We start from the raw sequence: 26,316 nt of genomic DNA, 5'->3' as shown, positions 1-26,316 counted from the left end.
GGCGCTCGTCATCGGATCGTGATCGAGCCCGACTCCGGAGACGCTAGCGCATGTTGACGTTGCCATGCTATCGTCGCGGCGTTCGATGTTGACGTCAACATCGACGCACCCGAACGCAGCACGACAAGGGAGTCACATGACCACGCTCGAAGCGCGTGCGCCAGGAGCAGCAGCTCCGGCCACGCCGCCGCGGCGCCGCACCTCGCAGCGCGGCCGCTGGACCGGCTGGATGTTCGTCGGGCCGTTCGTCGTCGTCCTCGTCGCGATGCTCGTCGTCCCGATCGGGTACGCGCTCTGGCTCAGCCTCTTCCGCGACCAGCTCATCGGCGGCAACCAGTTCGTCTGGTTCGCCAACTACGTCCAGCTGTTCCAGGACGCCAAGTTCTGGCAGGGCTTCGGCCGCGTCGCGCTGTTCCTCGTCGTGCAGGTACCGATCATGCTGGTCGTGGCTCTCATCGCCGCGCTGGCCCTCGACTCCGCGCGCCTCTGGGCATCGTCCTTCTTCCGGATCGCGATCTTCCTGCCGTACGCGGTCCCCGGCGTCGTCGCGGCGCTCATCTGGGGCTTCATCTACGGAAACCAGTTCGGTCTCACGGGCTCGATCAACTCCGCGCTCGGCATCGACCTGCTCCAGCCGTTCAGCCCCGACTGGGTCCTCGCGTCGATCGGCAACATCGTCACGTGGGAGTTCGTCGGCTACAACATGCTGATCTTCTACGCCGCCCTCCGCGTCGTCCCCACCGAGCTGTACGAGGCCGCCGAGATCGACGGTGCCGGCCCGCTCCGGACGGTCTGGTCGATCAAGATCCCGGCGCTCCGCGGCTCGATCGTGATCGCCACGATCTTCTCGATCATCGGCAGCTTCCAGCTCTTCAACGAGCCGAACCTCCTGAAGACCCTCGCCCCGAACGTCATCGGCAGCGCCTTCACCCCGAACATGTACGCCTACTCGCTGTCCTTCAGCGGCCAGCAGTTCAACTACTCCGCCACCGTCGCGATCGTCATGGGCGTCATCACCGCCGTGATCGCCTACATCGTCCAGGTGCGCGGGACCCGAGCGGAGAACCGATGAGCGCCCTCGACACCCGCACCACGGCACCGACCGTGACGGAGGCGGTGACCACCCGCGGTCGCAGCGGGGCGGGCCGCAGCCGCGCCTCCAGGCCGACGGGCCCGAAGGGCCGCGGACCCCGCGCACGCAAGTCACCCCTGCTGCTCGTGGTGATGATCGTCATCACGGTCTACTCGCTGCTGCCGCTCTTCTACCTCGTCGTCAACGCGACGAAGTCGCAGGACGACCTGCTCAGCACCTTCGGACTCTGGTTCGGCGGCGGCTTCTCGCTGTTCCAGAACATCGGCGAGACGCTGACGTACGACGGCGGGATCTACCTCCGCTGGCTCGCGAACACCGTCCTCTACGTCGTCGTCGGCGCGGGTGGAGCGACCCTGCTCGCCACGATCGCGGGGTACGGCATGGCGAAGTTCCGGTTCCCCGGTCGGCGCGCGGTCTTCGCGGTCGTGCTCGGCGCGATCGCCATCCCGGGCACCGCGCTCGCCGTCCCGACGTTCCTGCTGTTCTCGTCGGTCGGCCTGACGAACACCCCGTGGGCGATCATCCTGCCCTCGCTCATCAGCCCCTTCGGCATGTACCTCATCTGGACGTACGCGATCGACGCGGTCCCGACCGAGGTCATCGAGGCGGCCCGCATGGACGGCGCCGGCGAGTTCCGGATCTTCTTCACGATCGCGCTCCGGCTGCTCGCGCCCGGCGTCGTGACGGTCCTGCTCTTCGCGGTCGTCGCGACCTGGAACAACTACTTCCTGCCCCTGATCATGCTGAGCGACCCGAACCTCTACCCGCTCACGGTCGGCCTCAACCAGTGGAGCGCGCAGGCGCAGGGCGTCTCCGCGCACCCGATCTACAACCTCGTCATCACCGGATCGCTCCTCACGATCGTCCCGATCGTCGTCGCGTTCCTCTTCCTCCAGCGTTCCTGGCAGTCCGGCCTCGCGGCCGGCTCCGTCAAGGCGTGACCGGTCGGACGGGAGGCGCTGGGCGACCCCGCCACGCGCCTCCCGGCCCGGCACACAGCAGCACCACCCCTCTCCACGAAGAAGTGAAAGGCACACCCATGCACAAGCGTCTCCGGCGCGGGCTCAGCGCCCTCGCGATCGGCGTCACCGCAGCCATCGCCATGACGGCCTGCGCCTCCGGCGGCTCCGGCTCCGGCGGGTCGTCCGACGACATCACCAAGGCCCTCGAGAAGGGCGGCACGCTCACCTACTGGTCGTGGACCCCCTCCGCCGAGGCCCAGGTCGCCGCGTTCGAGAAGGCCTACCCCAAGGTGAAGGTCAAGCTCGTCAACGCCGGCACCGGCAACGACCAGTACACGAAGCTGCAGAACACGATCAAGGCCGGCTCGGGCGCCCCCGACGTCGCGCAGATCGAGTACTTCGCCCTGCCGCAGTTCGCCCTGAGCGACTCGCTCGTCGACCTCAAGTCGTACGGGTTCGACAAGCTCGCCGACAAGTACGGCGCGGGCACCTGGCAGTCGGTCGACCTCGACGGCAAGGTCTACGGCCTGCCGCAGGACTCCGGCCCCATGGCGATGTTCTACAACGAGAAGACCTTCAAGGAAGCCGGCATCACCACCCCGCCGAAGACGTGGGACGAGTACGTCGCCGACGCCGAGAAGATCCACAAGTCGAACCCGGACGCCTACATCGCGGCCGACTCCGGCGACGCGGGCTTCACCACCTCGATGATCTGGCAGGCCGGCGGCCGACCGTTCGAGGTCAAGGGCACCGACGTCACCGTCAACCTGCAGGACGAGGGCACCAAGAAGTGGACCTCGACCTGGAACCAGCTCGTCGAGAAGGGCCTGCTCTCGCAGACCCCCGGCTGGACCGACGACTGGTACAAGCAGCTCGGCAACGGTGAGATCGCCACGATGGTCACCGGCGCCTGGATGCCCGGCGTCCTCGAGTCGAGCGTGAAGGACGGCAGCGGCAACTGGCGCGTCGCCCCGATCCCGACCTACGACGGCTCCTCCGACGTGACCGCCAACAACGGTGGTTCCGCCGAGGTCGTCATGAAGCAGTCGAAGAACCCGGCCCTCGCCGCCGGCTTCCTCAAGTGGCTGAACTCCTCGCAGGACTCGATCGACGTGTTCCTCAAGTCTGGTGGCTTCCCGTCGACCAAGGCACAGCTCACCTCGTCGTCCTTCACCGCCGAGAAGCCGGAGTACTTCGGCGGCGAGGCGATCAACGAGACCCTCTCGAAGGCGTCGTCCAGCGTGGCCGAGGGATGGCAGTACCTGCCGTTCCAGGTCTACGCGAACAGCGTCTACGCGGACACCGTCGGCCAGGCCTACCAGAACAAGACCGACCTGAACGCCGGACTCGAGGCGTGGCAGAAGGCCATCGTGAAGTACGGCAACGAGCAGGGCTTCAAGGTCACCTCGAAGTAACCACCGCACTCGTTCGAACCGGAGCGGGGCCGCGCGGACACCGTCCGCGCGGCCCCGACCACTGAAAGGCCCCTCCCATGCGCTTCGCCATCGGCGACACCGACTTCCTGCTCGACGGCGAGCCGCACCGCGTCCTGTCCGGCGCGATCCACTACTTCCGCGTCCACCCCGACCTCTGGCAGGACCGGATCCGCAAGGCCAAGCTCATGGGCCTGAACACCATCGAGACGTACGTCGCCTGGAACGCCCACGCGCCCCGCCCCGGGGCGTTCGACCTGACGGGCGGACTCGACCTCGGGCGCTTCCTCGACCTCGTCGCCGCCGAGGGCATGCACGCCATCGTCCGGCCCGGCCCCTACATCTGTGCCGAGTGGACGAACGGCGGCCTGCCGTACTGGCTCTTCTCAGACGGCACGGTCGGTGTCCGGCGGAACGAGCCGGGCTTCCTCGCGGCGGTCCAGACCTACCTCGAGCAGCTCGCCCCGGTCCTCGTCCCGCGGCAGATCGACAACGGCGGCCCGATCGTGCTCGTGCAGGTCGAGAACGAGTACGGCGCGTACGGCTCCGACTCGTCGTACCTGCGGGCGCTCGAACAGATGCACCGCGACATCGGCCTGACCGTGCCGTTCACGAGCGTCGACCAGCCGATGGGCACCATGCTGGAGGACGGCTCGCTCCCGTCGCTCCACAAGACCGGCTCGTTCGGATCCCGCGCCGCCGCCCGCATCGAGCGTCTCCGTGAGGTGCAGCCCACCGGGCCCCTCATGTGCTCGGAGTTCTGGGACGGCTGGTTCGACAGCTGGGGCGAGCACCACCACACGACACCGGCGTCGGACAGCGCGGCGGAGCTCGACGTGCTGCTGGCCGCGGGAGGCTCCGTGAACATCTACATGTTCCACGGCGGCACGAACTTCGGGTTCACCAACGGCGCGAACGACAAGGGCGTGTACCGGCCGATCGCGACGTCGTACGACTACGACGCCCCGCTCGACGAGGCCGGACGCCCGACGGCGAAGTTCCACGCCTTCCGTGCGGTGATCGAGCGCTACGCGTCCGTGCCGCCGCTGCCCGAGTCGATGCAGCCGGGTGGGTCGGGTCGCCTCGCCTCCGGCCTGGAGGCACGGGTCGCCCCCGCCACGGACGTCGCCGTCCGTCTCGACCAGGTCGCACCCCTGGCGACGCTGCTGCCGTCGCTCACCACGTGGACCGCGCACGACGCACCGCCCACGTTCGACGCGCTCGGCGCCGCCTCCGGATTCGTGCTGTACCGCACCGAGGTCGCGCTGCCGTCCGGCGGTGTGCTCACCGTCGGGACCGAGGTACGCGACCGGGCGCTCGTCTCCGCCGACGGGGTCGTCGTCGGCGTCCTCGAACGTGAGCACCACGATCGCGCGATCACGCTCCCGCCCGTCACCGGCACCCTGGAGCTCCTCGTCGAGGACCAGGGACGCGTCGACTACGGTCCCCGCATCGGCGAGCCGAAGGGCCTCGTCGGGGACGTCCGCGTCGACGGCGAGCTGCTGTCCCGGTGGACGGCGTCGCCGCTCGCCCTCGACCCGATCGCGCCGGCCGCCCTGGCCCTGCTCGCCGGTGCTTCCCCGGAGCCGGGTGACGTGCTCGCCGGACCGGTGTTCGCGTCCGGGTCGTTCGAGCTCGCGTCCGTCGACGACCGGTACCTGTGCCTCGACGGCTTCCGCAAGGGCGTGGCCTGGGTGAACGGGTTCTGCCTCGGGCGGTACTGGTCGCGCGGGCCGCAGAAGACCCTCGCCGTGCCGGGTCCGGTGCTCCGCGAGGGCCGCAACGAGGTCGTCGTGTTCGAGGTCCACGCCGCGGCGACCCGCACGGTGTGCCTGCTCACCGAGCCGGACCTCGGCCACACCGAGGGCTGATCGCTCGGCTACCCTGGCCGCACTGGTGCTCGGTCGGAGGGGGAACGCGATGTGGGATGTGGTGAAGGCCGCCGGCCGGGTGGTCGTGACGGTGCTGCAGGTGCTCGCCCGCGCGCTCGACGGTCTCGGGTCGCACGGCGCGGTCGGCCCCGGCGCGGCGCCGACCCCGCCGCCGGCGAAGCGCGACGAGTACCGGCCCTAGCCGCTCGTCGCCGGGTCAGACGGCGCGAGCGCCCGCCCACTCGCGGACCGCGAGCAGACCCTCCCGCCGCCACCGCCACTGCGGCGCGAACTTCGTGCCGTCGTCCTCCCACGCCTGGGTGAGCAGCCACATCTGTCGCCGGTGCTCGCCGCCGCGCCCGTCGCGCCACTCGACGAAGGCGTCGTCGAGGACGGCGGTGATGCCCGCTCGTGGGGCCTGCCACGAGAGCACGTACCCGCGGTACGACAGGGTGTCCTCGGAGAGGTGGACGCCCACGTGCCGGACGCGGATCAGTCCACAGGCGCCGAGGACCACGAAGGCCGAGCCGAGGACGAACACGAAGCCCTTCGCCGAAGCCTCGGGCACGAACGCGACACTCGCGACGGCCCCTCCCACGATGATCGTCAGGGGCCCCATCACGATCGCGTCGAGCCCCCGTTGCCACCGCGGCGGCCGGACGATCGTCACGAGTCGTCCGCGTCGAGGGCGTCGATCTCCTCGAGCGCACGGCGGGCGTCGGCGATCCGCTCGGACTCCGGCCGAGTCCACCACTCCGGTCCCCGCTCGCCCAGGCCGTGCTTCGCCAACCCGTTGCGGTGCCGTGCGGCCGCGAGGGCGTCCTCGTCCCCGGACCGCTTCGCCTGCTTGACCGCGTTCCGCCCGCGTCCGAGGTGCGACCGGAGGGCGGCGGCGACGTCCTCGGGGACGGCCGGGTCCGTCCGGCGCCACCGTCGACCGTCGACGACGAAGAAGTGGTCGTCGGGCTCGGCGGTCATGGTCCTGAGTCTGCACCGTCGGTGGTCGGCGGTAGACAGGTGGTGATGAGCGAAGCACGCACGCGTCCGATGCTCGACGTCCGACGCATCTACGCCGAGGACGCCGCGCTCGAGTTGCCGCGAGGGCAAGAGGTCCTCGGTCGCTGGCCCGACGCCGAGATCGTCCCCGTGGCGTCGCACTGGAACATCCCCGAGGTCCACGGCGACGAACGCAACGTCCAGCGGTGGGTGCGGATCAAGACCGAGGCGCTCGTCCTCGGTGTGAAGAAGTCGCTCGTCACCCGGCCGAACGGGCGCTCCGCCGACTTCATCGCCCCGTCGACGGCGAACGGCTGCGCCATGGCGTGTGCGTACTGCTACGTGCCCCGACGCAAGGGGTACTCGAACCCCGTCACGGTGTTCGCGAACATCGAGCAGATCACCAAGCACGTCGCCCGCAACGTCGCGAAGCAGGGGCCGAAGACCGAGCCGAACCAGTGCGACCCCGACGCCTGGGTGTACGACATCGGCGAGAACTCCGACTGCTCGGTCGACGCGATGATCAGCGACAACGTGCGCGACCTCTGCGACCTGTTCCGGATGACCCCGACCGCGAAGGCGTCCTTCGCCACCAAGTACGTCAACCGCGACCTGCTCGACTGGGACCCGATGGGTCGCACCCGCATCCGGTTCTCGCTCATGCCGCACGAGACCGCGAAGGTCACGGACATCCGCACGAGTCCGATCGCGGAACGCATCGCCGCGGTGAACGACTTCGTCGACGCCGGGTACGAGGTGCACCTGAACTTCTCGCCGGTCATCCTCACGCCCACGTGGGAGTCCGACTGGGCGGAGCTGCTGCGACAGGTCGACGACGTGCTCTCGCCGGCGGCGAAGGCGCAGCTCGCAGCCGAGGTCATCTTCCTCACGCACAACGAGCCGCTGCACGAGGTCAACCTCGGCTGGCACCCCAAGGCGGAGGACCTGCTGTGGCGGCCGGACCTGCAGGAGCAGAAGGTCTCGCAGAACGGCGCCGTCAACGTCCGGTACCGCTCGGGGATGAAGGGCCAGCTCGTCGAGCGGTTCCGGGAGCTCGTGGCCGAGCACCTGCCGAGCTGCCGCATCCGGTACGCGTTCTGACGGCGAGCGGCGAGCGGCGAGCGGCGAACAGCGAACGCCCGCACCGCCGAGCGGTACGGGCGTCAGCGCAACGGGCGGATCAGTTGCCCGTCAGCTTGTCCTTGGCCTTCTCGGTCTCGAGACGACCCTCGCCCATGACCTGGTCCTTCTGGCCCTGGTGCTTGAGCTCGTCGTCGTCGGTGTGCTTGCCGACCGCTTCCTCGACCTTGCCGACGACCTTCTGGGTGACGTCCTTCGCCTTGTCTCCGAGCGACATGGTGTCTTCCTTCCTCCGGGAACCGCCGAGGGTCCCCGGCGCCTGTGCCACGAACACAACCAGCCGCGATCGTGTGGCTCGCGGCCGGGCCGCAGGTTCGTGTCCCCCGATTGGTTCGAACGGGGTACGGATCGCGCCGCACCGCACCGGCTCGGCCCCGAGGGAGCATGCTGGCGCAACAGATGTCGTCCCAGCCCCGGACCGATCATCGGAGAACAAGTGCACATCACACGCCGAACGCTCCTCGCGGGGCTCGGTGCCGTCACGCTGCCCGTGGCCCTGGCGGGGTGCGGCTTCGTCCCGCAGGACACCGGAGGGCAGGCCGACGCGGACACCCTGACGTTCACGACGTGGGGCACCGACGCGGAGCTGGCCGGCTTCCGCTCCGCCATCCGCGCGTTCCAGCGGACGTACCCGGGCCGGAAGGTCGCGCTCAACGCGGTGCCGTACGAGCAGATGTTCACGAACATCGACGCGCAGCTGCAGGCCGGGAACCCGCCCGACGTGTTCCGCGTGCCGTACTACTCGTTCGGCGCGTACGCGGGCCGTGGCCAACTGCTCGACCTCTCCCGGTCGCTGAACGCCGGCGTGGGTGACCGGTTCACGGCGACGGCGTGGGCGGCGGTGCAGTCCGACGGCCGTCCGTACGGCGTGCCCCACCACACCGACACCTCGGCGATGCTCGTGAACACCGACCTGATGCGGAAGGCCGGGGTGACCGACCTGCCGCGGTCCGTCGACGAGGCGTGGACGTGGGACGAGCTCGGCGACGTCGCCGGGAAGCTGCGCGACGCGCTGCCGGACGACGTCTACCCGTTCGCCTACAACTGGCAGGGGAACGGTGTGACGCGCTGGTTGAGCCTGCTGTTCCAGGCCGGGGGCGCGTTCCTCGACGCGGATCAGAAGACCCCGGTGATCGACAGCGCTGCCGGGCGGGAGGCCGTGTCCTTCGCCCAGCGGTTCTTCGAGGAGCGTTGGGTGCCGGCCAACGACTCGATCAAGTCCGCCACCTACGCGAGCGACACCTGGTACCGGCAGCGGGTCGCCATGGTGTGGTCGGGTGCGTTCCAGATCCCGGACGCCGCGCAGACCCTCGACTTCCCCTGGACCGCGACCTACGCGCCACGGCAGGAGCGCGGCGGCAGTGACTTCGGCGGCAACGCCCTCGTCGCGACCGCGCAGACGACCAAGCCGGACCTCGCGGCGTCGTTCCTCGACTTCATCACCCGGCGGCCGCAGATGCGGGACTTCTGCGAGCGGGCGTCGCTGCTCCCGACCCGGCGCGACCTCGTCGACGGCGGCCTGCGGTTCCGGGTGCGTCCGGAGCTCACCCGAACGTTCGTCGACCAGGCGTCGGTGATCCGGCCGGAGGACGTCGCACAGGTGGCGTCGCCCGACATGGCGTCGATCATCACGGTCCTGCAGAACGGCCTCGAGGACGCCTTCGTCGGCGGGGCCGGAGCGCGCGAGACGGTCGGGACCCTGCAGCGCGGCATCGCCCACGCGACCGGAGGACGAGCATGAGCGCGCAGACGAGCAGCTCGCCCGCAGGCGGCGCGCGAGCGACGAGCACTCGTGCCGACCGCACGCCCGGGCGCCGGTCGCTGAGCGCCCGTCGGGAGGAACGTGCTGCCTACGCCTTCGTCGCACCGAACATGGTGCTCCTGGCGCTGTTCGTGCTCGTCCCGCTCGTCGGGGCGTTCGTGATCAGCTTCCAGCGCACGAACGGCTTCGGCGCGGCCGAGTGGACCGGCCTCGCGAACTACCAGCGGCTGCTCGGCGACGGGCTGTTCTGGCGGGCGCTGCTCAACACGGTCCTCTTCACGGTGCTCGTGACGCCGATCTCGATGGGGCTCGGACTGCTCGCCGCACTGCTCCTCAACAGCGTGCTGCCCGCTCGGGGGTTCTTCCGGTCGGTGCTCATCACGCCGATGGCGGTGTCCGGGGTGGCGACGGCACTGATCGGGGTCCTGGTGTTCGACCAGAACTCCGGCGTGCTCGACGCCCTTCTCGGACTCGTCGGCATCACCCCGGTGCAGTGGCAGTCGGACCCGGCGGCGGCGTTCGCGTCCGTGGTCCTCGTGACGATCTGGTGGCGGGTCGGCTTCAACATGCTCATCTACCTCGCCGGGTTGCAGGGCATCGGCCCGGAGCTCCCGGAGGCGGCGATGCTCGACGGCGCCGGCTGGTCGCGACGGCTCCGCTCGATCACGGTGCCGCTCCTCGGCTCGTCGACGTTCTTCCTCACGGTGCTCAACGTCATCTACTCGTTCCAGGTGTTCGACATCGTCTTCGTCCTGACCGGTGGCGGACCGCGGAACGCCACGTCGGTGCTCGTGACCTACGCCTACGACACGGGCTTCGTCACCCGTGACCAGGGCTACGCAGCGGCGATCGGCATGGTGCTGCTCCTGCTCGCGGTGGTGTTCGCGATCGCGCAGTGGCGCGGCAGCAAGAACCGGGACCTCGCCGGATGACCGCCCGGGCCCGGACGCTGTTCGTCCTCCGCACCGTCGTCGCGGTGGTCGTCGCGCTGATCGTCATCGCACCCCTCTACTGGATGGTCGTCGTCGCGTTCTCCCCGCGTTCCGAACTGCTCGGCGGGACCGTCCGGTTCTTCCCGCGGACGCTCACCCTGGAGAACCTCGACCGCGTGTTCTCGTCGTTCCCGGTCGTCGAGTGGCTCGGCAACTCGACGGCGATCGCGGTGTCGGTCGCCGTGCTGACCACGGCGATCAGCCTGCTCGCCGGGTACGCGTTCGCACAACTGCGGTTCCGCGGGTCGACGGTGCTGTTCTTCGTCGCGCTCGCCACCCTCGCGGTGCCGGTGCAGGTCATCATGGTGTCGCTGTTCCGCATCGTCACCGGTCTGCACCTCTACGGCACGTACTGGGCGGTCATCCTGCCGAGTGCGGCCTCGGCGTTCGGGGTGTTCCTCGCCCGGCAGTTCCTGCTCGGGATCCCGAAGGAGCTCGTCGAGGCGGCTCGCATCGACGGTGCCGGGCACGCAGGCGTGTTCTTCCGGATCGTGCTGCCGATGTCGCGGCCGCTCATCGCGGTGCTGTTCTTCATGAGCCTGCTGCAGGCGTGGAACGACTTCGCGTGGCCGCTGATCGCCCTCCGGGAGAACCGTCTCTTCACGCTGCCGATCGGCCTGCTCTACCTGCAGGGGCAGTTCGGCTCGGACTACGGCGCGACCATGGCGTTCGCCCTGCTCGACGTGGTGCCGATCCTCGTCGTGTTCCTGGTGTTCCAACGGTGGTTCGTGCAGGGTTTCGCACGCAGCGGCCTGCGCTGACGCGCACGGGCCGGGCGGGAGGCGCGGTGCGGGCCCGCTCCGTCCCTCCCGTCTCGGCCGTCACGACGCTCCGCAGGCTCCGCGTCGCGCCGGTACCGGCCGGGTGGGGCCCACCTCCCGTCCGGTCCGTGGTCGCGGCGCGACCCGACCTGCCGCACCCGACCGCGTCGGTCAGGGGACGAGGCGGTCGGCTCGGTAGCGGTCGAACAGCTCGGCGAACGCGCGCTCGGTCCTCCGGAACGCCGTGAACCCGGCCTCGCGGCTCTTGCCCATGTCGGTCACGACCTCCATCGCCCGACCGAGGTCGGCGTCGGTGTGCCACCACGACGCCAGCCGGCTGATGTCCGGTTCGGCGAGGCCGTGCCGCTCCGCGATCCCCGGCCAGGCGCGCTCGTACGGGGCCATCTGCTCCGCGAGCGGCCGCGCGGCACCCTCGAACCCGACGACGCGCGCCGGGTCGACCCCGAGGTGCGCGGCGAGCCGTGGCCACATCCAGCGCCACCGGAAGACGTCGCCGTTCACGACGTTGAACGCCTCGTCCGCGCCCTCGGGCGCGGTCGCGGCCCAGACCATGTGCTCGGCGAGGATGCCCGCGTCGGTCATGTCGGTGAGGCCGTTCCACTGCGCCTCGCTGCCGGGGAACACGAAGTCGAGGTCGAGCTCCTTCGCCAGCGTCGCCTGCACCGCGATGGTCAGGCCCATGTTCATGGCGTTGCCCACGGCGTGCCCGATGACGGTGTGCGACCGGTGCACGGACCACGTGAAGCCCTGGCGCTCGGCCGCGGCGAAGAGCTCGTCCTCCTGCGCGTAGTAGAAGTTCGGGGTGTCGAGGCGCGGCTCCTCCTCGTGGAAGGGCGTGTCCGGCATCTCGCCCGCGGCGTACGCCTCGAAGGGGCCGAGGTAGTGCTTCAGCCCGGTCACGAGCGCGACGTGCTCGAGCGGCGCGTGCGCCAGCGCGGCGAGGAGGTCGCGCACCATGCCGCCGTTGACGCGGATGTTCTCGGCCTCGGTGTCCTGGCGCTGCCACGCGGTGAAGAAGACGTGTGTCGGACGCTCGTCGGCGAGTGCGGTCCGCAGCGACCCGGGGTCGCGGAGATCGGCGGGCACGCTGCGGACGCCGTCGCGGGGGAGCGGTCGTCGGGACAGCGCCGTGACGTCCCAGCCGAGGTCGAGCAGGTGGTCCACCAGCGCGGACCCGGTGATGCCGCTGGCGCCCACGACGAGGGCTTCGCGGCGGTCGGTGGTGGTGGCCGTGTCGGTCGGAGTGGTGTCGAGTGTCATCCCCGGGTGCAACGCCCGCGGACGACAGGTGTTCCCTACCGCGGTCGTCGGATCCGGATCGGCCCCTTGGCGGTGGACGGGTCGACGACGCTGCCGTGCTGGGTGATCTCGACCTCGCCGCGGGCGACCATGCGACGAGCGGCCCGGCGGGCGGGTTCCATGAGGTCCCGCCAGTCGTCCGGGTCGAGGGCCCGTGCGGCGTCGGACGGGCAGATGCTCGACGACCGTGAGCGTGCGGCGAGCAGCTTGTCGATCCGCTGTTCGAGCGCCCGGTCGGTGGCGTCGACGCCGTGCTTCCGGCACGCCGCCGAGCAGTACTTCGCGTCCGGGGCTGCGGACGACGGCATCCGACGACCGCACGAGGCGCAGGTGCGTTCGGCGTGCTCGGCCTCGTTCGCCGCCGCGTCGGCATCGGTCCTGATCGCGCGTCCCATGTCCCCATCCTGTCCTCCTCGTCCGCCCCGGCGCTCAGTCCGGGGCTGTCCGGTCCGGCGCACAGCCCAGGCACGGCTGGCAGCATCGGGTCCGTGAACGCCGAACCCGATCCCGTCCGTCCGCCGGAACCCGCCTGGGTCCCGCACGTGATGTGGTGGCACGTCTACCCGCTCGGGTTCGTCGGAGCCGACGTCCGACCCGGGACCCCCGTCGAGGACCGACCCGTGGAGCACCGGCTCGACCGGATCACCCCGTGGCTCGAGCACGTCGTCGACCTCGGGCTCAACGGCCTGTTGCTCGGCCCGGTCTTCGCGAGTTCGACGCACGGCTACGACACGGTCGACCACTTCCGGATCGACCCGCGCCTCGGTGACGACGAGGACTTCGACCGCCTCGTCCGGGCGGCGCACGAGCGCGGTGTGCGGGTGCTGCTCGACGGGGTGTTCAACCACGTCGGCCGCGAGCACCCCGCGTTCCGCGCCGTCGAGCAGGACGGACCCGACGCCACCAGCGCCGACCTGTTCGCCGTGGACTGGTCGGGGTGGGCGCCCGGACAGCCGGTCCCGGTGCGCGACTTCGAGGGGCACGACATCCTCGTCGCGCTCGACCACGACGGCACCGCCGCCGAGGACCTCGTCGTCGCGGTCATGACGCACTGGCTCGAGCGTGGCATCGACGGCTGGCGGCTCGACGCCGCCTACGCCGTGCCCCCGGGGTTCTGGGCCCGGGTGCTGCCGCGGGTGCGCGAGCGGTTCCCGGACGCCTGGTTCAGTGGCGAGGTCATCCACGGCGACGCGGCGGCGATCGTCCGCGCGTCGGCGATGGACTCGACCACCCAGTACGAGTTGTGGCAGGGGATCTGGCACGGTATCGCGGACCGGAACCTCTTCGAGCTGGCGCACGCGGTCGAGCGGCACGACGAGCTGCTCGGAGCCCAGGTGCCGACCACGTTCGTCGGCAACCACGACGTCACCCGGATCGCGAGCGCCGTGGGGGAGCGGTTCGCCGGGCACGCGGCCGCGGTGCTGTTCACGCTCGCGGGGACGCCGATCGTGTACGCGGGCGACGAGTACGGCTGGGCCGGGGTGAAGGAGGAGCGTGAGGGCGGTGACGACGCGGTGCGCCCCGCGTTCCCCGAGGAGCCCCCGGCGCCGACCGACCTCACGCACGCGTACGAGGCGCTCGTGGCGCTCCGACGACGGAACCCGTGGCTGCACCGGGCGCACACCGACGTCGTGCACCTGACGAACACCGCGATCGTGTTGCGGACCGCGACCGTGGACGCGGCCGTGGTGACCGCCCTGAACCTGGCGGACGACCCGGTCGAGCTGCCCACGGCGGGTGCGACGCGCGTCGAGGCGGGCGGCGGTGACCTGCGGGACGGCACCCTGCGCCTCCCGGCCGGGGGTTGGGCCGTCCTGACGGCGTGACCGCGTTGCCGAAGCGACAGACTGCGGCTGTCACAACGCGAAAGCGACAGATCTCCGCGGTCGAACCGCGGAGATCTGTCGCTTTGCCGAACCGAACCGGCCGAACGGACGCGCTGGAGCGTGCCCGAGCCGCCCCTACTTGCGCGCGGCGGCCGCCCGACGCTTGTTGAACACGTCGAACGCGACGGCGGCGAGCAGCACCAGGCCCTTGATGAGCGACTGGAACTCCGTGCCGACGCCGAGGATCGACATGCCGTTGTTCAGGATGCCGATGATGAGACCGCCGACGATCGCGCCCGGCACCGTGCCGATGCCACCCGTGACGGCAGCGCCACCGATGAACACAGCCGCGATGGCGTCGAGCTCGAAGCCGTTGCCGGCACCCGGCGCCGCGAGGTTGAGCTGTCCGGTGAACACCACACCGGCCAGCGCCGCGATGACGCCCATGTTCACGAACAGCAGGAACGTGACGCGCTTCGTCTTCACGCCGGACAGCTGCGCGGCGAGGGCGTTCCCACCGATCGCGTAGACGTGGCGACCGAACACCGCGCTGCGCATGACGACCGAGTAGATCACCACGAGGGCGCCGAGGACGACGAGGACGATCGGCGTGCCGTTGTAGCTCGCGAGCAGCAGGGCGACGTAGATCACGAGCGCTGCGCCGAACGCCGTCTTCACGATGAACCACGCGAAGGGCTCGCTCTCGAGCTGGTACTTCCGACGCGTCGCACGGCCCCGGAAGGCGGCGATCACCATGATCGCGGCCGCGGCGAGCCCGAGGACCATCGTGAGCGGCTCGTACCCGGTGGTGCCGAACGACGGCAGGAACCCCGAGCCGAGCGACCGGAAGCCGGTCGGGAACGGCGAGATCTGCTGGTTCTGCAGGACGATCTGCGCCGCGCCGCGGAAGGCGAGCATGCCGGCGAGCGTCACGATGAACGCCGGGATCCCGAAGTAGGCGATCCAGAAGCCCTGCCAGGCACCGACGAGCGCGCCGATCACGAGGCAGAGGACCACCGCGACCGGCCACGGCAGACCCCACTGGGTGATCATCACACCGGCCATCGCGCCGCTGAACGCGACGACCGACCCGACGGACAGGTCGATGTGGCCGGCGATGATGACCATCACCATGCCGATCGCCAGGATCAGGATGTAGCTGTTCTGGACGATGATGTTCGACACGTTGATCGGTGCCAGGGTGATGCCGCTCGTCGCCACCTGGAAGAAGATCACGATGACGATCAGCGCGATGAAGAGGCCGATCTGTCGGAGCTGTCCGGTGAGGTAGCTCGCTGCGGACTTAAGCGCGTTCATTGACAGGGGTCTCCCGTTCCTGGGTCATGTACTGCATGAGGACCTCTGGGGTGGCCTCGGAGCGGGGCACGTCGGCGGTGATCGTGCCCTCGGAGAGTGTGTAGATGCGGTCGCAGATGCCGAGGAGCTCCGGGAGCTCGGAGGAGATCACGATGATCCCCTTGCCCTGGTCCGCCAGGCTGTTGATGAGCGTGTAGATCTCGTACTTCGCGCCGACGTCGATGCCGCGGGTCGGCTCGTCGAGGATGAGCACGTCGGGGTCGGCGTACATCCACTTCGACAGCACGACCTTCTGCTGGTTGCCGCCGGAGAGCTTGCCCGTGACGGCGTTCACCGACGGGGCCTTGATGTTCATGCTCTTCAGGAACTGCGACGCGACCGTGGTCTCCTGCGAGCTGTTCACGAAGCCCCAGTTGGCGAGCTTGCCGAGCGCCGACCCGGAGATGTTCCGCTTGATGTCGTCGATCAGGTTGAGGCCGTAGCGCTTCCGGTCCTCTGTCGCGTAGGCGATGCCGTTGTCGATCGCGCGGGTCACGGTGTTCGTCTTGATCGGGACGCCGCGCTTGTACACGGTCCCGCTGATGCCGGTGCCGTACGAGTGCCCGAACACGCTCATCGCGAGTTCGGTGCGGCCGGCGCCCATGAGTCCCGCGATGCCGACGACCTCGCCGGCCCGGACGTTGAGGTTCGCCTGGTGGATGATCTCGCGTGAGCCGTCGAGCGGGTGGTGGACGGTCCAGTCCTCGATGCGCAGGAGCTCCTCGCCGATGACGGGGTTCGCGCGCTCCGGGTACCGGCTGGACAGGTCGCGGCCGACCATGCCGCGGATGATGCGGTCCTCGGAGACGTCGTCCGCGTGCATGTCGAGCGTCTCGATGGTCTTGCCGTCGCGGATGATCGTGACCTTGTCCGCGATCGCCTTGATCTCGTTGAGCTTGTGGCTGATGATGATCGCCGTCATGCCCTCGGCCTGCAGGGACCGGATGAGGTCGAGCAGGTGGGCCGAGTCGTCGTCGTTGAGGGCCGCCGTGGGCTCGTCGAGGATGAGGAGCTTGACGTCCTTCGAGAGCGCCTTCGCGATCTCGACGAGCTGTTGCTTGCCGACGCCGATGTCCACGATCTTCGTGACGGGGTTGTCCTTGAGGCCCACGCGCTGCAGCAGCGACGCGGCCTCGAGGTTGGTCTTGTTCCAGTCGATGAGCCCGCCCTTGACGCGCTCGTTGCCGAGGAAGATGTTCTCGGCGATCGACAGGAACGGGCTGAGGGCGAGCTCCTGGTGGATGATGACCACGCCCGCGGCCTCGGAGTCGTTGATGGAGCCGAACCGCACCGGCTGACCGTCGAGCAGGATCTCGCCGTCGAAGCTGCCGTGCGGGTAGACCCCCGACAGCACCTTCATGAGGGTCGACTTGCCCGCGCCGTTCTCGCCGCAGATCGCGTGGACCTGGCCGCGCTCGACCTCGATCGAGACGCCCTGCAGGGCCTTCACGCCGGGGAAGGTCTTGGTGATGTCCCGCATCTCGAGGATGGTGTCCGCCATGCGGACCGCCTTTCCGTCGTGCGCGCGTGGGCGCGCGAGTGGAGACGGACGGGAGGCGCGGGGCGGTGTCGACCCGCGCCTCCCGTCCGTCAGGTGGGAACGTCCTACTTGAGGTCGGCCTCGGTGTAGTAACCGCTGTCGACCAGGACGGACTTGTAGTTGTCCTTCGTGACCACGGTCGGCTGGAAGAGGTAGGTCGGGACGACCTTGACCTTGTTGTCGTAGCTCTTGGTGTCGTTCACCTCGGGCTTCTTGCCGGAGAGCAGGTCCTCGGCCATGGTGACCGACTGCTTCGCGAGCTTGCGCGTGTCCTTGTAGATCGTCGAGTACTGCTGACCGGCGATGATCGACTTGACGGATGCCGCCTCGGCGTCCTGGCCGGTGATGATCGGCAGCGGGCGGTCACCCGAGCCGTAGCCGGCACCCTGCAGCGCCGAGATGATGCCGATCGACATGCCGTCGTAGGGCGAGAGCACGCCGTTCAGCGTGGTGCCGCCGGAGTACGACTTCGCGATGAGGTTCTGCATGCGGGCCTTGGCGGTCGCCGGGTCCCACTGCTGCGTCGCGGCCTGGGACAGCTGGTCCTGGCCGGACTGGATCTTCAGCGTGCCGTCCTCGAGGTACGGCTTGAGGGTGTCCATCGCGCCGTTGAAGAAGAACCCGGCGTTGTTGTCGTCGAGCGAGCCGGCGAAGACCTCGATGTTGAACGGGCCCTTCTTGTCGGTCTTCTTGCCGTCCGAGTCGAGGACGCCGAGACCCGTGAGGAGCGAGGTGGCCTGGTCGACGCCCACCTTGTAGTTGTCGAACGACACGTAGTAGTCGACGTTCTTGTTGCCGGTGAGCAGGCGGTCGTACGAGATGACCTTGATGCCGGCCTTCGCGGCGGCGTCGAGCTGGTCGGACAGTGCGCCACCGTCGATCGACGCGATGATCAGGACCTTCGCGCCCTTGGTGATCATGTTGCTGACCTGCTGGGCCTGCTGCTGGACCTTGTTGTCGCCGTACTCGAGGTCGACCTTGTAGCCGGCCTTCTCGAGGTCGCTCTTGACGGCGTCGCCGTCCTTGATCCACCGCTCGGAGACCTTGGTCGGCATCGCGACGCCGACGAGGGCGCCCTTGTTGTCGCCGCTTCCGCCGTCACCACTGCCCGTGGCGCCACGGCCCCCTGCGGAGCACGCGGCCAGGCTGACTGCCAGTCCGACGGCGACGATCCCCGCTGCGATCTTGCGCTTCATCATCGAAGTACCTCTTGTTCCTCTCACGTCGTCCTCGACGCGCTGGGTTCGGGCTGCTGTGCCCCTTGGGTGCTGCTCAAAGTGAGCGCTCACATCATGTGGGTTGTTTCACGGGGTGTCAACTCGGCGTGATCGTTTCGCGACCTTTCGTCGTGGCCCCGTTCCGGGGGTACGGTTTCCCACGTGACGACCACGACGGCCCACGAGGGCAAGCGCCGCAAGGCGCCGACGATCTTCGACGTCGCCGAGCGTGCCGGGGTCTCGCACCAGACCGTCTCCCGTGTCATCAACGGCGATCCCACCGTCCGCGAGCAGTTCCGCGACCAGGTGGCCGCCGCCGTCGCCGAGCTCGGGTACCGTCCGCGGGCCGCCGCACGAGCGCTCGCCGGAGGGCGCAGCCGCGCGCTCGGGCTCGTCAGCACGGGCGACGCCCTGTACGGGCCGTCGAGCACCGCGATCGGCTTCGAACGTGCCGCCCGCACCGCCGGGTACCACGTGCTCCTGTCGACCCTGCCCGAGGACCCGGTGCCCGCAGACCTCTCCGGCGCGCTCGCCTCGTTGCTCGCGCAGGACGTCGCCGCGGTCGTGCTCGTCGCCGCCGACAACCGTGTGCTCGACGCCCTGGCCTCGCTGACCGTCCCCGTGTCGGTGCCCGTCGTGGTGGCGAACGCCGTGCAGCGCGACGCCGAACGGACCGGAGCGGCACCGAACGTCGCCGCCGTGGCGATCGACCAGGCCGCGGGCGCCACCCTCGCGATGGAGCACCTCTTCGCGGCGGGACACCGTCGGATCGTGCACATCGCCGGGCCCTCGGTCTCGCAGGAGTCCGAGGTGCGCCGGGCGACCTACGAGCGGATCATGACCGACCGGGGGCTCGAGCCGATCGTGCTCGAGGGCGACTGGACCCCCGCGAGCGGCTTCCGTGCGGCGCAGTCGATCGACGTGCACACCGTCGATGCCGTCTTCGCCGGGAACGACCAGATGGCGCTCGGCGTGCTGCACGCCTTCGCCGAGGAGGGTCTCCGCGTCCCCGACGACATCGCGGTGATCGGCTTCGACGACATCCCGGAGGCCGCCCACTTCACGCCGCCGCTCACGTCGGTGCGGCAGGACTTCATGGCGATGGGGGAGCGGGTGCTCGCCTCGGTGCGGCGGCTCGTCGAGGGTCAGTCCCACGACGACCGGCTCATCGCCCCCGAGCTGGTGGTGCGGCGGAGCGCGTAGCGCGCAGCCCGCGACGGAGCCGCCGGCGCTGCCCGCGACGGAACCGTCGGCGCTGCCTGCGACGGAGCCGTCGGCGCTGCCCGCGACGGAGCCGTCGGCGCACGCAACGGCGGCTGGGAGGCGTGGGCCCGACCCGGCCCGCGCCTCCCGTCCGCCGTCGGCCCGGTCAGCCCTTCAGCGCACCCGACGACAGTCCGGCGACGTAGAACCGCTGCAGGCCCACGTACAGCGCGATGCAGGGGATCATCGCCACGACCGACCCGGCGACGAGGTTCCCGTACGACACCTGCCCGTACGCCCCGGTCTGCAGGTTGAGCAGCGCGACCGGGAGCGTGTAGAGCGAGTCCTTCGTCAGGAAGGTCAGCGCTCCGAGGAACTCCGTCCACGACGCCAGGAACGCGTAGAGCGCAGCGGTGGCAGCCCCGGGGAGGAGCAGCGGACGCAGGACCGACACGACGACCCGGAAGCGCGAGGCGCCGTCGACGAACGCCGAGTCCTCGAGCTCGGTCGGGATCGACTCGAACGCGTTCCGCATGACGAACACCCCGAACGGCAGGTTCACCGTCGTGTAGAAGAGCACGAGGCCGAGCAGCGAGTTCGTGAGCTTCATGGCGTTCATCTCGAGGTACAGCGGCGTGAGGATCGCCTGGAACGGCACCATCATCGTGAGCAGCACCAGTCCGAACACGAGGCTCGCGCCACGGAACCGGAAGCGGGCGAACCCGTACCCGGCCATCGTGGCGAGCACCGCGGTGAGCACCGCGGTCGAGATCGACACCACGAGCGAGTTGATCACGCCGGAGAGCAGGCGTGCGGACGGACTGAAGACGGCTTGGAAGTTCTGCCAGGTGAGGTGGAAGAACGTCGCCGGGTCCGGTGCCTGCGTGATCACCGACTCCGGCTGGAACGCCCGCAGGATCGCCCAGATCAGCGGGACGCCGAACACGAGGGCCGAGCCGACGCCGGCGATGACGTACAGGGTCCGCTTGACGGCCGTGTCGCGCGGGTGCCGGACGCTGCCCTGGTGGTGCCGACGCCGGTGTCCGTCGCCGGTCGTGACCGCGCGGGTGGAGAGGTCGGCCGCGGCGATGGTCGACGGGGTGGTCGTGGTGCTCATGGCTCAGTCCTTCTCGCGGAGTGCCCAGAACTGGAACACGGTGACGGCGGCGATGACGACGACGAGGGCGATCGACTCCGCTGTCGCCGCGCCGAGCTGCAGGTTCACGAACCCGCGGTTGTAGATCGCGTTCACGATCGTGGTGGTCTCGGTGCCCGGTCCGCCCTGGGTGAGGATGTAGAACTGGTTGAACGCGAGCAGGGACCCGATCACCGAGATGATCACGCTGAGCGCGACCGTCGACCGGATCATCGGCAACGTGATGAGCCGTTCGGTCTGCCACCACGACGCGCCCTCGAGCTGCGCCGACTCGTACACCTCGTCCGGCACGCCCTGCATCGCCGACATGAGCAGCACCATGGTCAGCCCGGAGACGGCCCACACCACGAGGACGCAGATGAGCAGCGTCGCGAGCGGGCCGTTGACGAGCCACGCCGTGCTGCCGTCGGTGATGCCGAGCCAGCGGAGCACCATGTTCACCGCGCCCGAGTTCGGTTGTGCCTCGAGGACGAGGGTGAAGCTCAGGGTCGTGAGCCCGACGACGTACGGCAGGAAGAACACCGTCCGGAGGAACGTGCTGCCTCGGCGCCGGGCGCGGACGACCACCGCGAGGAAGTAGCCGAGCGCGAGGATCGGCACCGTCACGATCGCCGTGTACAGCAGCGTGTAGCCGATCGCGTGCACGAACGTCGGGTCCTGGAAGAGCGTGAGGTAGTTCTGCAGCCCGATGAACCGGTACGGGCCGATCAGGGGCCAGTTCGTGAGCGAGATGTACAGCGCGAAGAGGAGCGGTGCGAGGACGAACACCGCGACGAACGCGATCGCCGGGGTGACCAGGAACGCTCCGGTGCGGGGTGGGTGGGTGAGCGAGTTCCGGGTTGCCGGACGGCGGCCGCCCACGGTGGGACGCCCGGCTCCCGAGCGGCGGGACCGGGATGCGGAGCCCGACGTGCGCTTGGCGGGGATGGTCGACATGCGTGCACCTCTCTGTGCGACGGGATGACGGTGCGGGTCAGGCCTGGACCTGGTCGAGGATCCGCTCGTACTCGGGCTGTGCAGCCCGCATGGCCGGGCCGACCCCGGCGCCGAAGACGGCCTCGCGGAACATCGCGAAGTACGGCGACGAGGGCTGGTTGACGAGCAGGTTGTAGGCGAGCGTCCGCGGCGCGTAGCCCTTGTCGATCGCGTCGAGCGGACCCGAGGCGAGCGGGTACCGCTTCCGGTACGCCGGTGTGGCCGCGTCCGAGCGCGTCGGGAAGTAGCCGCCTTCCGGGAGCGCCTGCTGCGGACCGAGCCCGTTCGCGTACCGCATGAACGCCCAGCCGCCCGAGGGGTTCGCCGCTCCGTTCGGGATGCACATGTTGTCGCCGCCGTCGAAGAACGACCGCTTGCCGTCCCACGACGGGATGAGCACCGTCCGCATCTTCGCCCGCATCGACTTCGTGGCAGCGGGGACGGTCGCGCCGTACGAGGTCGGGAAGATGCCGACCTTGCCGGCGCGGAAGTCGGCCCCCCACGTCGTGCCCGCGTCCGAGAACGCGGCCTTCGACAGCACGCCGTCCTTCCACAGCTCCCGGTAGAACTCGAGCATCCGTTCGAGGGCGTCGTTGCCGGTGATGTTCGGCTTCTGGGACCCGACCTCGCCCGACATCATGTCGACGCCGGTCGCCCAGACGTGCGGCTGCGTGACGAAGCCGATGATGCCGGCCGAGTTGCCCGCGATCGACCACCCGTAGACGTCGTCCGCGACCTTCCGGAGCGCCTTCGCCGCGGCCAGGAGCGAGTCGAGGTCCTTCGTGGAGTCGTCGACGTCGAGCCCGGCACGCTCGAACAGCTCGGTGTTGACGAACAGTTGCGAGTTGTCGGCGAGGTACGGCAGGCCGTAGTACCGGTCGCGGTACTCGAGCAGCCGGAGGTGCCCCGGAGACAGCTCGGAGAAGTAGTCGAGGCCCTTCACGACGTCGGTCAGGTCCGCGAAGGCCTCGCGGAAGATGAACAGCTGCGAGTTGATGTCGTCGAGGTCCACCACGTCCGGCGGCTCGCCTCCGCGGATCGCGGTCGCGAGCTTCGTGACGTACTGCCCGTCGGGCACCGGCGTCAGCTCGACCTGCAGCTCCGGGTTCGCCTTGTTGAAGCCTGCCACGGTCGCGGTGAGCCCGGCCTGGGTCGCCGCGCGGCACCACACCTGCACGGTGCCGGTGGCGCCCTTCCCGAAGCTCGCCACTTCCGCATCGACCTTCGGCAGGGTGCCGGAGCACCCCGCGAGGGCGAGCGTGGCGGCTCCGGCGAGACCACCCACGAGGAACGCTCTGCGGTCCATCAGGTCACCGCGCGATCGGCAGCCAGACGCGCATCGGCGCGGCTCCGCGGTTCGCCCAGGCGTAGTAGGGGACCGCGGTCGCGGTCACGGCGTGCGCCGTGTCGGTGCTCGCTGGGTCGGTGCTCGCTGTGTCGGTGCTCGCCGTGTCGGCGCTCGCCGTGTCGGCCGGGAGGCGCGGCTCGCCCCCGGCGCCACCGGTCGCGCCGCCGACGCTGGTCGCGTCGAGAGTCGGTGTCGCGCCTCCCGTCCTGGTCGCGTCGATCCGGCGGTACGGCCACGCTGCCTGCTCGTGCGACGAGGGCGCGGAGCCGGGCACGCGCAGCGTGACGACGCCGTCGAGGAGGTCGTCGCGCCGCTCCTCGGTGATCGGTGCGGACGGGTCGACCGTCAGGTCGTCGACGGTGAAGCCCTCCTGGTCGGCCTGCTCGACCGCGTAGACGAGCGGACCGCGCTCGATCGCGACCTGCCCGCGCGAGGCGTCGATGCGGGAGTCGGCGACGTACCGGTGCGGCGTCGTGTCGAAGACCAGCTCCACCGTGTCACCGGCCGTCCACGTGCGGTCGAGGACGTGCAGGGTGCCCGGCTCCGGCGACGCCTCGCCGTCCGGTCCGGTCACGGTCGTGGTGTCCGACCACGCGGGGATGCGCAGCCCGAGGGCGAGCGGACCGTCCGCGGTCACGGCGACGACCACCCGGCCGTCGTGCGGGTACCCGGTCTCGACGCGGACCGGCCCGAGGTCGGCGGTGGCGTACTGGTGCACCTGGAGACCGCCGTCGGTGGCCGTCGCGAGGTAGCCGTCGAGGCTCGCGAACGTGCGCATGATGTTCGGCGGGCAGCAAGCGCAGTCGAACCAGCCGCGGCGGCCGTGCGCGGGGGAGCGGTTCTCGTCCTGGTGCGCGTGGTCCCGCTGCTGCAGCGGGTTCACGTAGAAGTACTCCGTGCCGGCGAGGCTCACCCCCGCGAGGAACGCGTTGTACAGCAGACGCTCGATCGCGTCCGCGTAGACGGGCTCCCCGGTCGCGAGGAGCAGCCGCCACGCCCACTGGACCCCGCCGATCGCAGCGCAGGTCTCGGCGTAGCCGCGGTCGGTCGGCAGCTCGTACGGGTCACCGAAGGCCTCGTAGTCCCACCGTGCGCCGAGGCCGCCCGTGATGAACGCCTTCGTGGCCATCATGTCGGCGAACTGGCGCTCGCTCGCGGCGAGGAGCTCGGTGTCACCGGTCTCGATCGCCACGTCGACCGCTCCGGCCGCCAGGTACACGGCACGGACCGCGTGCCCCTCGACGGTCGTCGCCTCGCGTGCCGGGACCCGGTCGGAGAAGTACGTCGGCTCGCCGCCCGCGCGCTCGATGATGCCGTGCCCCCGCGCATCGACGAACCAGTGCGCGAGGTCGAGGTAGGCGCGGGTGCCGGTCTCGCGGTAGAGCTCGACGAGCCCCATCTCCACGACGGGGTGCCCGTCGATGTCGACGGTCCGACCCGGTCCGTCACCGAACGTGGCGACCAGGTGGTCGGCGTTCTTCGTCGCGACGTCGAGCAGACCGGTGTCGCCGGTCGCGCGGTGCTGCGCCACCGCTGCCTGGTACAGGTGCCCGGCGCAGTACAGCTCGTGGCTCCACTTGAGGTCGACGTACCGCTCGCCCCTCCCGCGGACCTGCTGCACCGAGTCGAGGTACCCGTCGTCGGTCTGGGCGCGGGCGTAGAGGTCCGTGACCTCGCGCTGGAGCGCCAGGAGGTCCTCGGCGGGGGCGCGCCCGTACTCCCACGCGACCGCCTCGAGCCACTTCGTCACGTCGGAGTCCATGAAGATCGGTCCGACAGCCTCGCCCTCCTCGTCACCCGCGGCGATGCGCAGGTTCCGGAAGTTCCCGGCGGCCTCGAGCTGGTGGTACCCGCTGCGGATCGCGTCGGCGCCGTTGCGGTCCTGACGGAGCGCCCAGAAGCCGCCGGTGATCCGCGCGGACCCCGTCGGGAGCGGACGGAAGGTCAGGTGCGCTCCGTCGGTCGGGAGGACCGGGGTCGCGGTGTGCGCGCGGCTGTCGGTCGCGAGCGTGGTGGTCATGTCGCCTCCTTGCGAATGCCGGTGCCGTCCCGGTCACGGGGTCGATGGCCTCGGGGTCGAGGTGCCAACGTTGCCGGAAAACGGTTTCTGGCGCTGACCGTACGTCACGCTCCGGCACTGCGCAACCCCAGACTGCCGGGAATTGCGTATGATCGCGCTACCCGAGCCGATCCGGAAAGGAGTTGCCGTGACGATCGACCGAGTCGCTCCGCCCGTCCGGATCAGCGACGTCGCGGCGCTCGCCGGGGTGTCCATCGGTACGGCGTCCAAGGCGCTCAACGACACCGGACAGCTCCGTGAGTCGACGCGGCAGCGGGTCAAGCAGGCGGCGGAGAAGCTCGGCTTCGTCGGTGACGCGCGTGCACGGGCGCTGTCCTCCGGACGCACGTACACGGTCGGCATGATCACCACCGACTCGTTCGGACGCTTCACCATCCCGGTCCTGCTCGGCGCCGAGGACGCGCTCTCCGCCGGTCAGATGGCCGTCCTCCTCTGCGACACCCGCGACGACCACGTCCGCGAGGCGCACTACCTCCGGTCGCTCGCCGCGCGCGGTGTCGACGGTGTGATCGTCACCGGTCGGTCGGCGGACGCGCGCCCGCCGATCGACGTCCCGGTGCCGGTCGTGTACGCGTTCACGCCGTCGACCGACCCCGCTGACGTGTCGGTCACCCTCGACGACGCCGCCGGTGCCGCGATGGTCGCCGACCACGTGCTGAGCCTGGGGCGGCGGCGTGTCGCGATCGTCACCGGCCCGGAGCGGCACGCGTCGGCGGTGCGACGTGTCGAGGGTGCTGCACGCGTCCTCGGCGAGCACCTGGTCGGTCCGCCGTCGTACGGGGAGTGGTCGGAGCGGTGGGGTCGGCAGGCGGTCGACCTGCTGGCCCGGACCGCTCCGGACGTGGATGCGATCGTCGCCGGGAGCGATCAGATCGCACGCGGCGTGTGCGACCGGCTGCGCGAGACGGGGCGGTCCGTCCCGGGTGACGTCGCCGTCGCGGGGTTCGACGACTGGGACGTGATGGCTCTGGCGTCCCGTCCGCCGCTCACCACGGTCGACCTCCGGCTCGAGGAGCTCGGACGGGTGGCGGGGCGGACGCTGCTCGAGCTGATCGACGGCGGGACGGCGACCTCGGCGACCGTGACGCCGTCGCTCGTGGTGCGCGAGAGCACCGTCGGCGCGTAGCCGCGAGGTCGTGACGCCCGGCTCGGCTCCGGCGAGGGGTCACCTCGTGTCGGTCTCGGCGCGGTCGAGCGACACATCGTGACCGTCGGGCGCCGCGCGTGCGGGGTGTCGCGACCGCTCGAGGAAGCGGGGCGGCCCCGGGGCGCGCCGCGTTGCGCG

Annotated in this window: 24 protein-coding genes; 12 read left to right on the top strand and 12 right to left on the bottom strand. The window is 70.2% G+C overall.

Going from position 1 to position 26,316, the window contains the following annotated elements; genetic code table 11:
* The first annotated feature begins 136 nt into the window (after positions 1-136).
* The 5 genes from ACRQ4C_RS13440 (at position 137) to ACRQ4C_RS13420 (ending at position 5,561) form a co-directional block, all read left to right on the top strand.
* A complete protein-coding gene (locus ACRQ4C_RS13440) occupies positions 137-1,072 on the top strand; it encodes a carbohydrate ABC transporter permease (RefSeq protein ID WP_439688996.1) in 936 nt (311 codons plus the stop codon).
* Positions 1,069-2,034, top strand: a complete 966-nt coding sequence (locus tag ACRQ4C_RS13435) for a carbohydrate ABC transporter permease (protein ID WP_439688995.1) — start codon at positions 1,069-1,071, stop codon at positions 2,032-2,034. The genes ACRQ4C_RS13440 and ACRQ4C_RS13435 overlap by 4 nt, the downstream gene beginning before the upstream one ends.
* 98 nt (positions 2,035-2,132) lie before the next feature.
* Positions 2,133-3,470: an ABC transporter substrate-binding protein gene (locus tag ACRQ4C_RS13430; RefSeq protein ID WP_290130986.1), complete on the top strand. Its 1,338-nt coding sequence runs from the start codon at positions 2,133-2,135 to the stop codon at positions 3,468-3,470.
* Positions 3,471-3,547: 77 nt separating this feature from the next.
* The gene (locus tag ACRQ4C_RS13425) at positions 3,548-5,359 is read left to right on the top strand and encodes a glycoside hydrolase family 35 protein (RefSeq protein ID WP_439688993.1); all 1,812 of its coding nucleotides are present in this window, start codon (positions 3,548-3,550) and stop codon (positions 5,357-5,359) included.
* Between the two features lie 49 nt (positions 5,360-5,408).
* Positions 5,409-5,561, top strand: a complete 153-nt coding sequence (locus tag ACRQ4C_RS13420) for a hypothetical protein (RefSeq protein WP_439688991.1) — start codon at positions 5,409-5,411, stop codon at positions 5,559-5,561.
* A 15-nt stretch (positions 5,562-5,576) separates the two neighbouring features.
* Here the strand turns inward: ACRQ4C_RS13420 and ACRQ4C_RS13415 are convergent, their stop codons facing one another.
* Together ACRQ4C_RS13415 and ACRQ4C_RS13410 are read right to left on the bottom strand one after the other, a co-directional pair.
* The gene (locus ACRQ4C_RS13415) at positions 5,577-6,029 is read right to left on the bottom strand and encodes a hypothetical protein (protein ID WP_439688989.1); all 453 of its coding nucleotides are present in this window, start codon (positions 6,027-6,029) and stop codon (positions 5,577-5,579) included.
* Positions 6,026-6,337, bottom strand: coding sequence for a biopolymer transporter Tol (locus ACRQ4C_RS13410; protein WP_439688987.1), 312 nt, complete (start codon positions 6,335-6,337; stop codon positions 6,026-6,028). The genes ACRQ4C_RS13415 and ACRQ4C_RS13410 overlap by 4 nt, the downstream gene beginning before the upstream one ends.
* 45 nt (positions 6,338-6,382) lie before the next feature.
* On the opposite strand from ACRQ4C_RS13410, the gene ACRQ4C_RS13405 reads away from it, so the two are divergent.
* Positions 6,383-7,456 (top strand): spore photoproduct lyase family protein, encoded by a 1,074-nt coding sequence (locus tag ACRQ4C_RS13405; RefSeq protein ID WP_439688985.1) that lies wholly within the window; start codon positions 6,383-6,385, stop codon positions 7,454-7,456.
* 79 nt (positions 7,457-7,535) lie between these two features.
* On the opposite strand, the gene ACRQ4C_RS13400 is transcribed toward ACRQ4C_RS13405, so the two are convergent.
* The gene (locus tag ACRQ4C_RS13400; RefSeq protein WP_290130992.1) at positions 7,536-7,712 is read right to left on the bottom strand and encodes a CsbD family protein; all 177 of its coding nucleotides are present in this window, start codon (positions 7,710-7,712) and stop codon (positions 7,536-7,538) included.
* Positions 7,713-7,931: 219 nt separating this feature from the next.
* Between ACRQ4C_RS13400 and ACRQ4C_RS13395 the strand changes: the two genes are divergently transcribed.
* Genes ACRQ4C_RS13395 through ACRQ4C_RS13385 form a run of 3 tightly spaced genes read left to right on the top strand, consistent with a single transcriptional unit; the run spans position 7,932 to position 11,010 of the window.
* Positions 7,932-9,236 carry an ABC transporter substrate-binding protein gene (locus tag ACRQ4C_RS13395; RefSeq protein ID WP_439688983.1) on the top strand — a complete coding sequence of 435 codons (1,305 nt, stop codon included), beginning with the start codon at positions 7,932-7,934 and terminating at the stop codon, positions 9,234-9,236.
* Entirely contained in the window at positions 9,233-10,189 is a 957-nt protein-coding gene (locus tag ACRQ4C_RS13390; RefSeq protein ID WP_439688982.1) for a carbohydrate ABC transporter permease, read from the top strand. Before ACRQ4C_RS13395 ends, ACRQ4C_RS13390 begins: the two co-directional genes overlap by 4 nt.
* A complete protein-coding gene (locus ACRQ4C_RS13385; RefSeq protein WP_400412807.1) occupies positions 10,186-11,010 on the top strand; it encodes a carbohydrate ABC transporter permease in 825 nt (274 codons plus the stop codon). The genes ACRQ4C_RS13390 and ACRQ4C_RS13385 overlap by 4 nt, the downstream gene beginning before the upstream one ends.
* Before the next feature lie 171 nt (positions 11,011-11,181).
* On the opposite strand, the gene ACRQ4C_RS13380 is transcribed toward ACRQ4C_RS13385, so the two are convergent.
* Entirely contained in the window at positions 11,182-12,291 is a 1,110-nt protein-coding gene (locus ACRQ4C_RS13380; RefSeq protein WP_439688980.1) for an SDR family oxidoreductase, read from the bottom strand.
* A gap of 35 nt (positions 12,292-12,326) precedes the next feature.
* Positions 12,327-12,725, bottom strand: a complete 399-nt coding sequence (locus tag ACRQ4C_RS13375; RefSeq protein WP_439688978.1) for a DUF3253 domain-containing protein — start codon at positions 12,723-12,725, stop codon at positions 12,327-12,329.
* 150 nt (positions 12,726-12,875) lie between these two features.
* Between ACRQ4C_RS13375 and ACRQ4C_RS13370 the strand changes: the two genes are divergently transcribed.
* Entirely contained in the window at positions 12,876-14,156 is a 1,281-nt protein-coding gene (locus ACRQ4C_RS13370) for an alpha-amylase family glycosyl hydrolase (protein WP_439690909.1), read from the top strand.
* 135 nt (positions 14,157-14,291) lie between these two features.
* On the opposite strand, the gene mmsB is transcribed toward ACRQ4C_RS13370, so the two are convergent.
* From mmsB to chvE, 3 genes are all read right to left on the bottom strand, one after another.
* Positions 14,292-15,473 carry a multiple monosaccharide ABC transporter permease gene (mmsB, locus tag ACRQ4C_RS13365; RefSeq protein WP_439688976.1) on the bottom strand — a complete coding sequence of 394 codons (1,182 nt, stop codon included), beginning with the start codon at positions 15,471-15,473 and terminating at the stop codon, positions 14,292-14,294.
* Positions 15,460-17,013: a multiple monosaccharide ABC transporter ATP-binding protein gene (gene mmsA / locus ACRQ4C_RS13360; protein WP_290131000.1), complete on the bottom strand. Its 1,554-nt coding sequence runs from the start codon at positions 17,011-17,013 to the stop codon at positions 15,460-15,462. The genes mmsB and mmsA overlap by 14 nt, the downstream gene beginning before the upstream one ends.
* 104 nt (positions 17,014-17,117) lie before the next feature.
* Complete coding sequence (gene chvE, locus ACRQ4C_RS13355; protein ID WP_290131001.1) at positions 17,118-18,251, bottom strand: multiple monosaccharide ABC transporter substrate-binding protein; 1,134 nt, start codon at positions 18,249-18,251, stop codon at positions 17,118-17,120.
* Positions 18,252-18,431: 180 nt separating this feature from the next.
* On the opposite strand from chvE, the gene ACRQ4C_RS13350 reads away from it, so the two are divergent.
* Positions 18,432-19,472 carry a LacI family DNA-binding transcriptional regulator gene (locus ACRQ4C_RS13350; RefSeq protein WP_439688975.1) on the top strand — a complete coding sequence of 347 codons (1,041 nt, stop codon included), beginning with the start codon at positions 18,432-18,434 and terminating at the stop codon, positions 19,470-19,472.
* A 166-nt stretch (positions 19,473-19,638) separates the two neighbouring features.
* Here ACRQ4C_RS13350 and ACRQ4C_RS13345 read toward each other — a convergent pair whose 3' ends face one another.
* Genes ACRQ4C_RS13345 through ACRQ4C_RS13330 form a run of 4 tightly spaced genes read right to left on the bottom strand, consistent with a single transcriptional unit; the run spans position 19,639 to position 24,971 of the window.
* Positions 19,639-20,589 carry a carbohydrate ABC transporter permease gene (locus tag ACRQ4C_RS13345; protein ID WP_439688973.1) on the bottom strand — a complete coding sequence of 317 codons (951 nt, stop codon included), beginning with the start codon at positions 20,587-20,589 and terminating at the stop codon, positions 19,639-19,641.
* A 3-nt stretch (positions 20,590-20,592) separates the two neighbouring features.
* On the bottom strand, positions 20,593-21,564 hold the full coding sequence (locus tag ACRQ4C_RS13340; RefSeq protein WP_439688972.1) for a carbohydrate ABC transporter permease: 972 nt from the start codon (positions 21,562-21,564) through the stop codon (positions 20,593-20,595).
* Between the two features lie 37 nt (positions 21,565-21,601).
* On the bottom strand, positions 21,602-22,909 hold the full coding sequence (locus ACRQ4C_RS13335; RefSeq protein ID WP_439688970.1) for an ABC transporter substrate-binding protein: 1,308 nt from the start codon (positions 22,907-22,909) through the stop codon (positions 21,602-21,604).
* A 4-nt stretch (positions 22,910-22,913) separates the two neighbouring features.
* A complete protein-coding gene (locus ACRQ4C_RS13330; protein WP_439688969.1) occupies positions 22,914-24,971 on the bottom strand; it encodes a glycoside hydrolase family 127 protein in 2,058 nt (685 codons plus the stop codon).
* 187 nt (positions 24,972-25,158) lie between these two features.
* Here ACRQ4C_RS13330 and ACRQ4C_RS13325 point away from each other — a divergent pair, with 187 nt between their 5' ends.
* Positions 25,159-26,157, top strand: coding sequence for a LacI family DNA-binding transcriptional regulator (locus ACRQ4C_RS13325; RefSeq protein WP_290131007.1), 999 nt, complete (start codon positions 25,159-25,161; stop codon positions 26,155-26,157).
* The last annotated feature ends 159 nt before the right edge of the window (positions 26,158-26,316 follow it).

Origin of the sequence: Curtobacterium sp. SP.BCp (assembly GCF_051903255.1) — a bacterium.
GTDB lineage: Bacteria > Actinomycetota > Actinomycetes > Actinomycetales > Microbacteriaceae > Curtobacterium.
The sequence above is the reverse complement of the archived record's forward strand: the minus strand, read 5'-3'. Positions and strand labels throughout refer to the sequence as shown.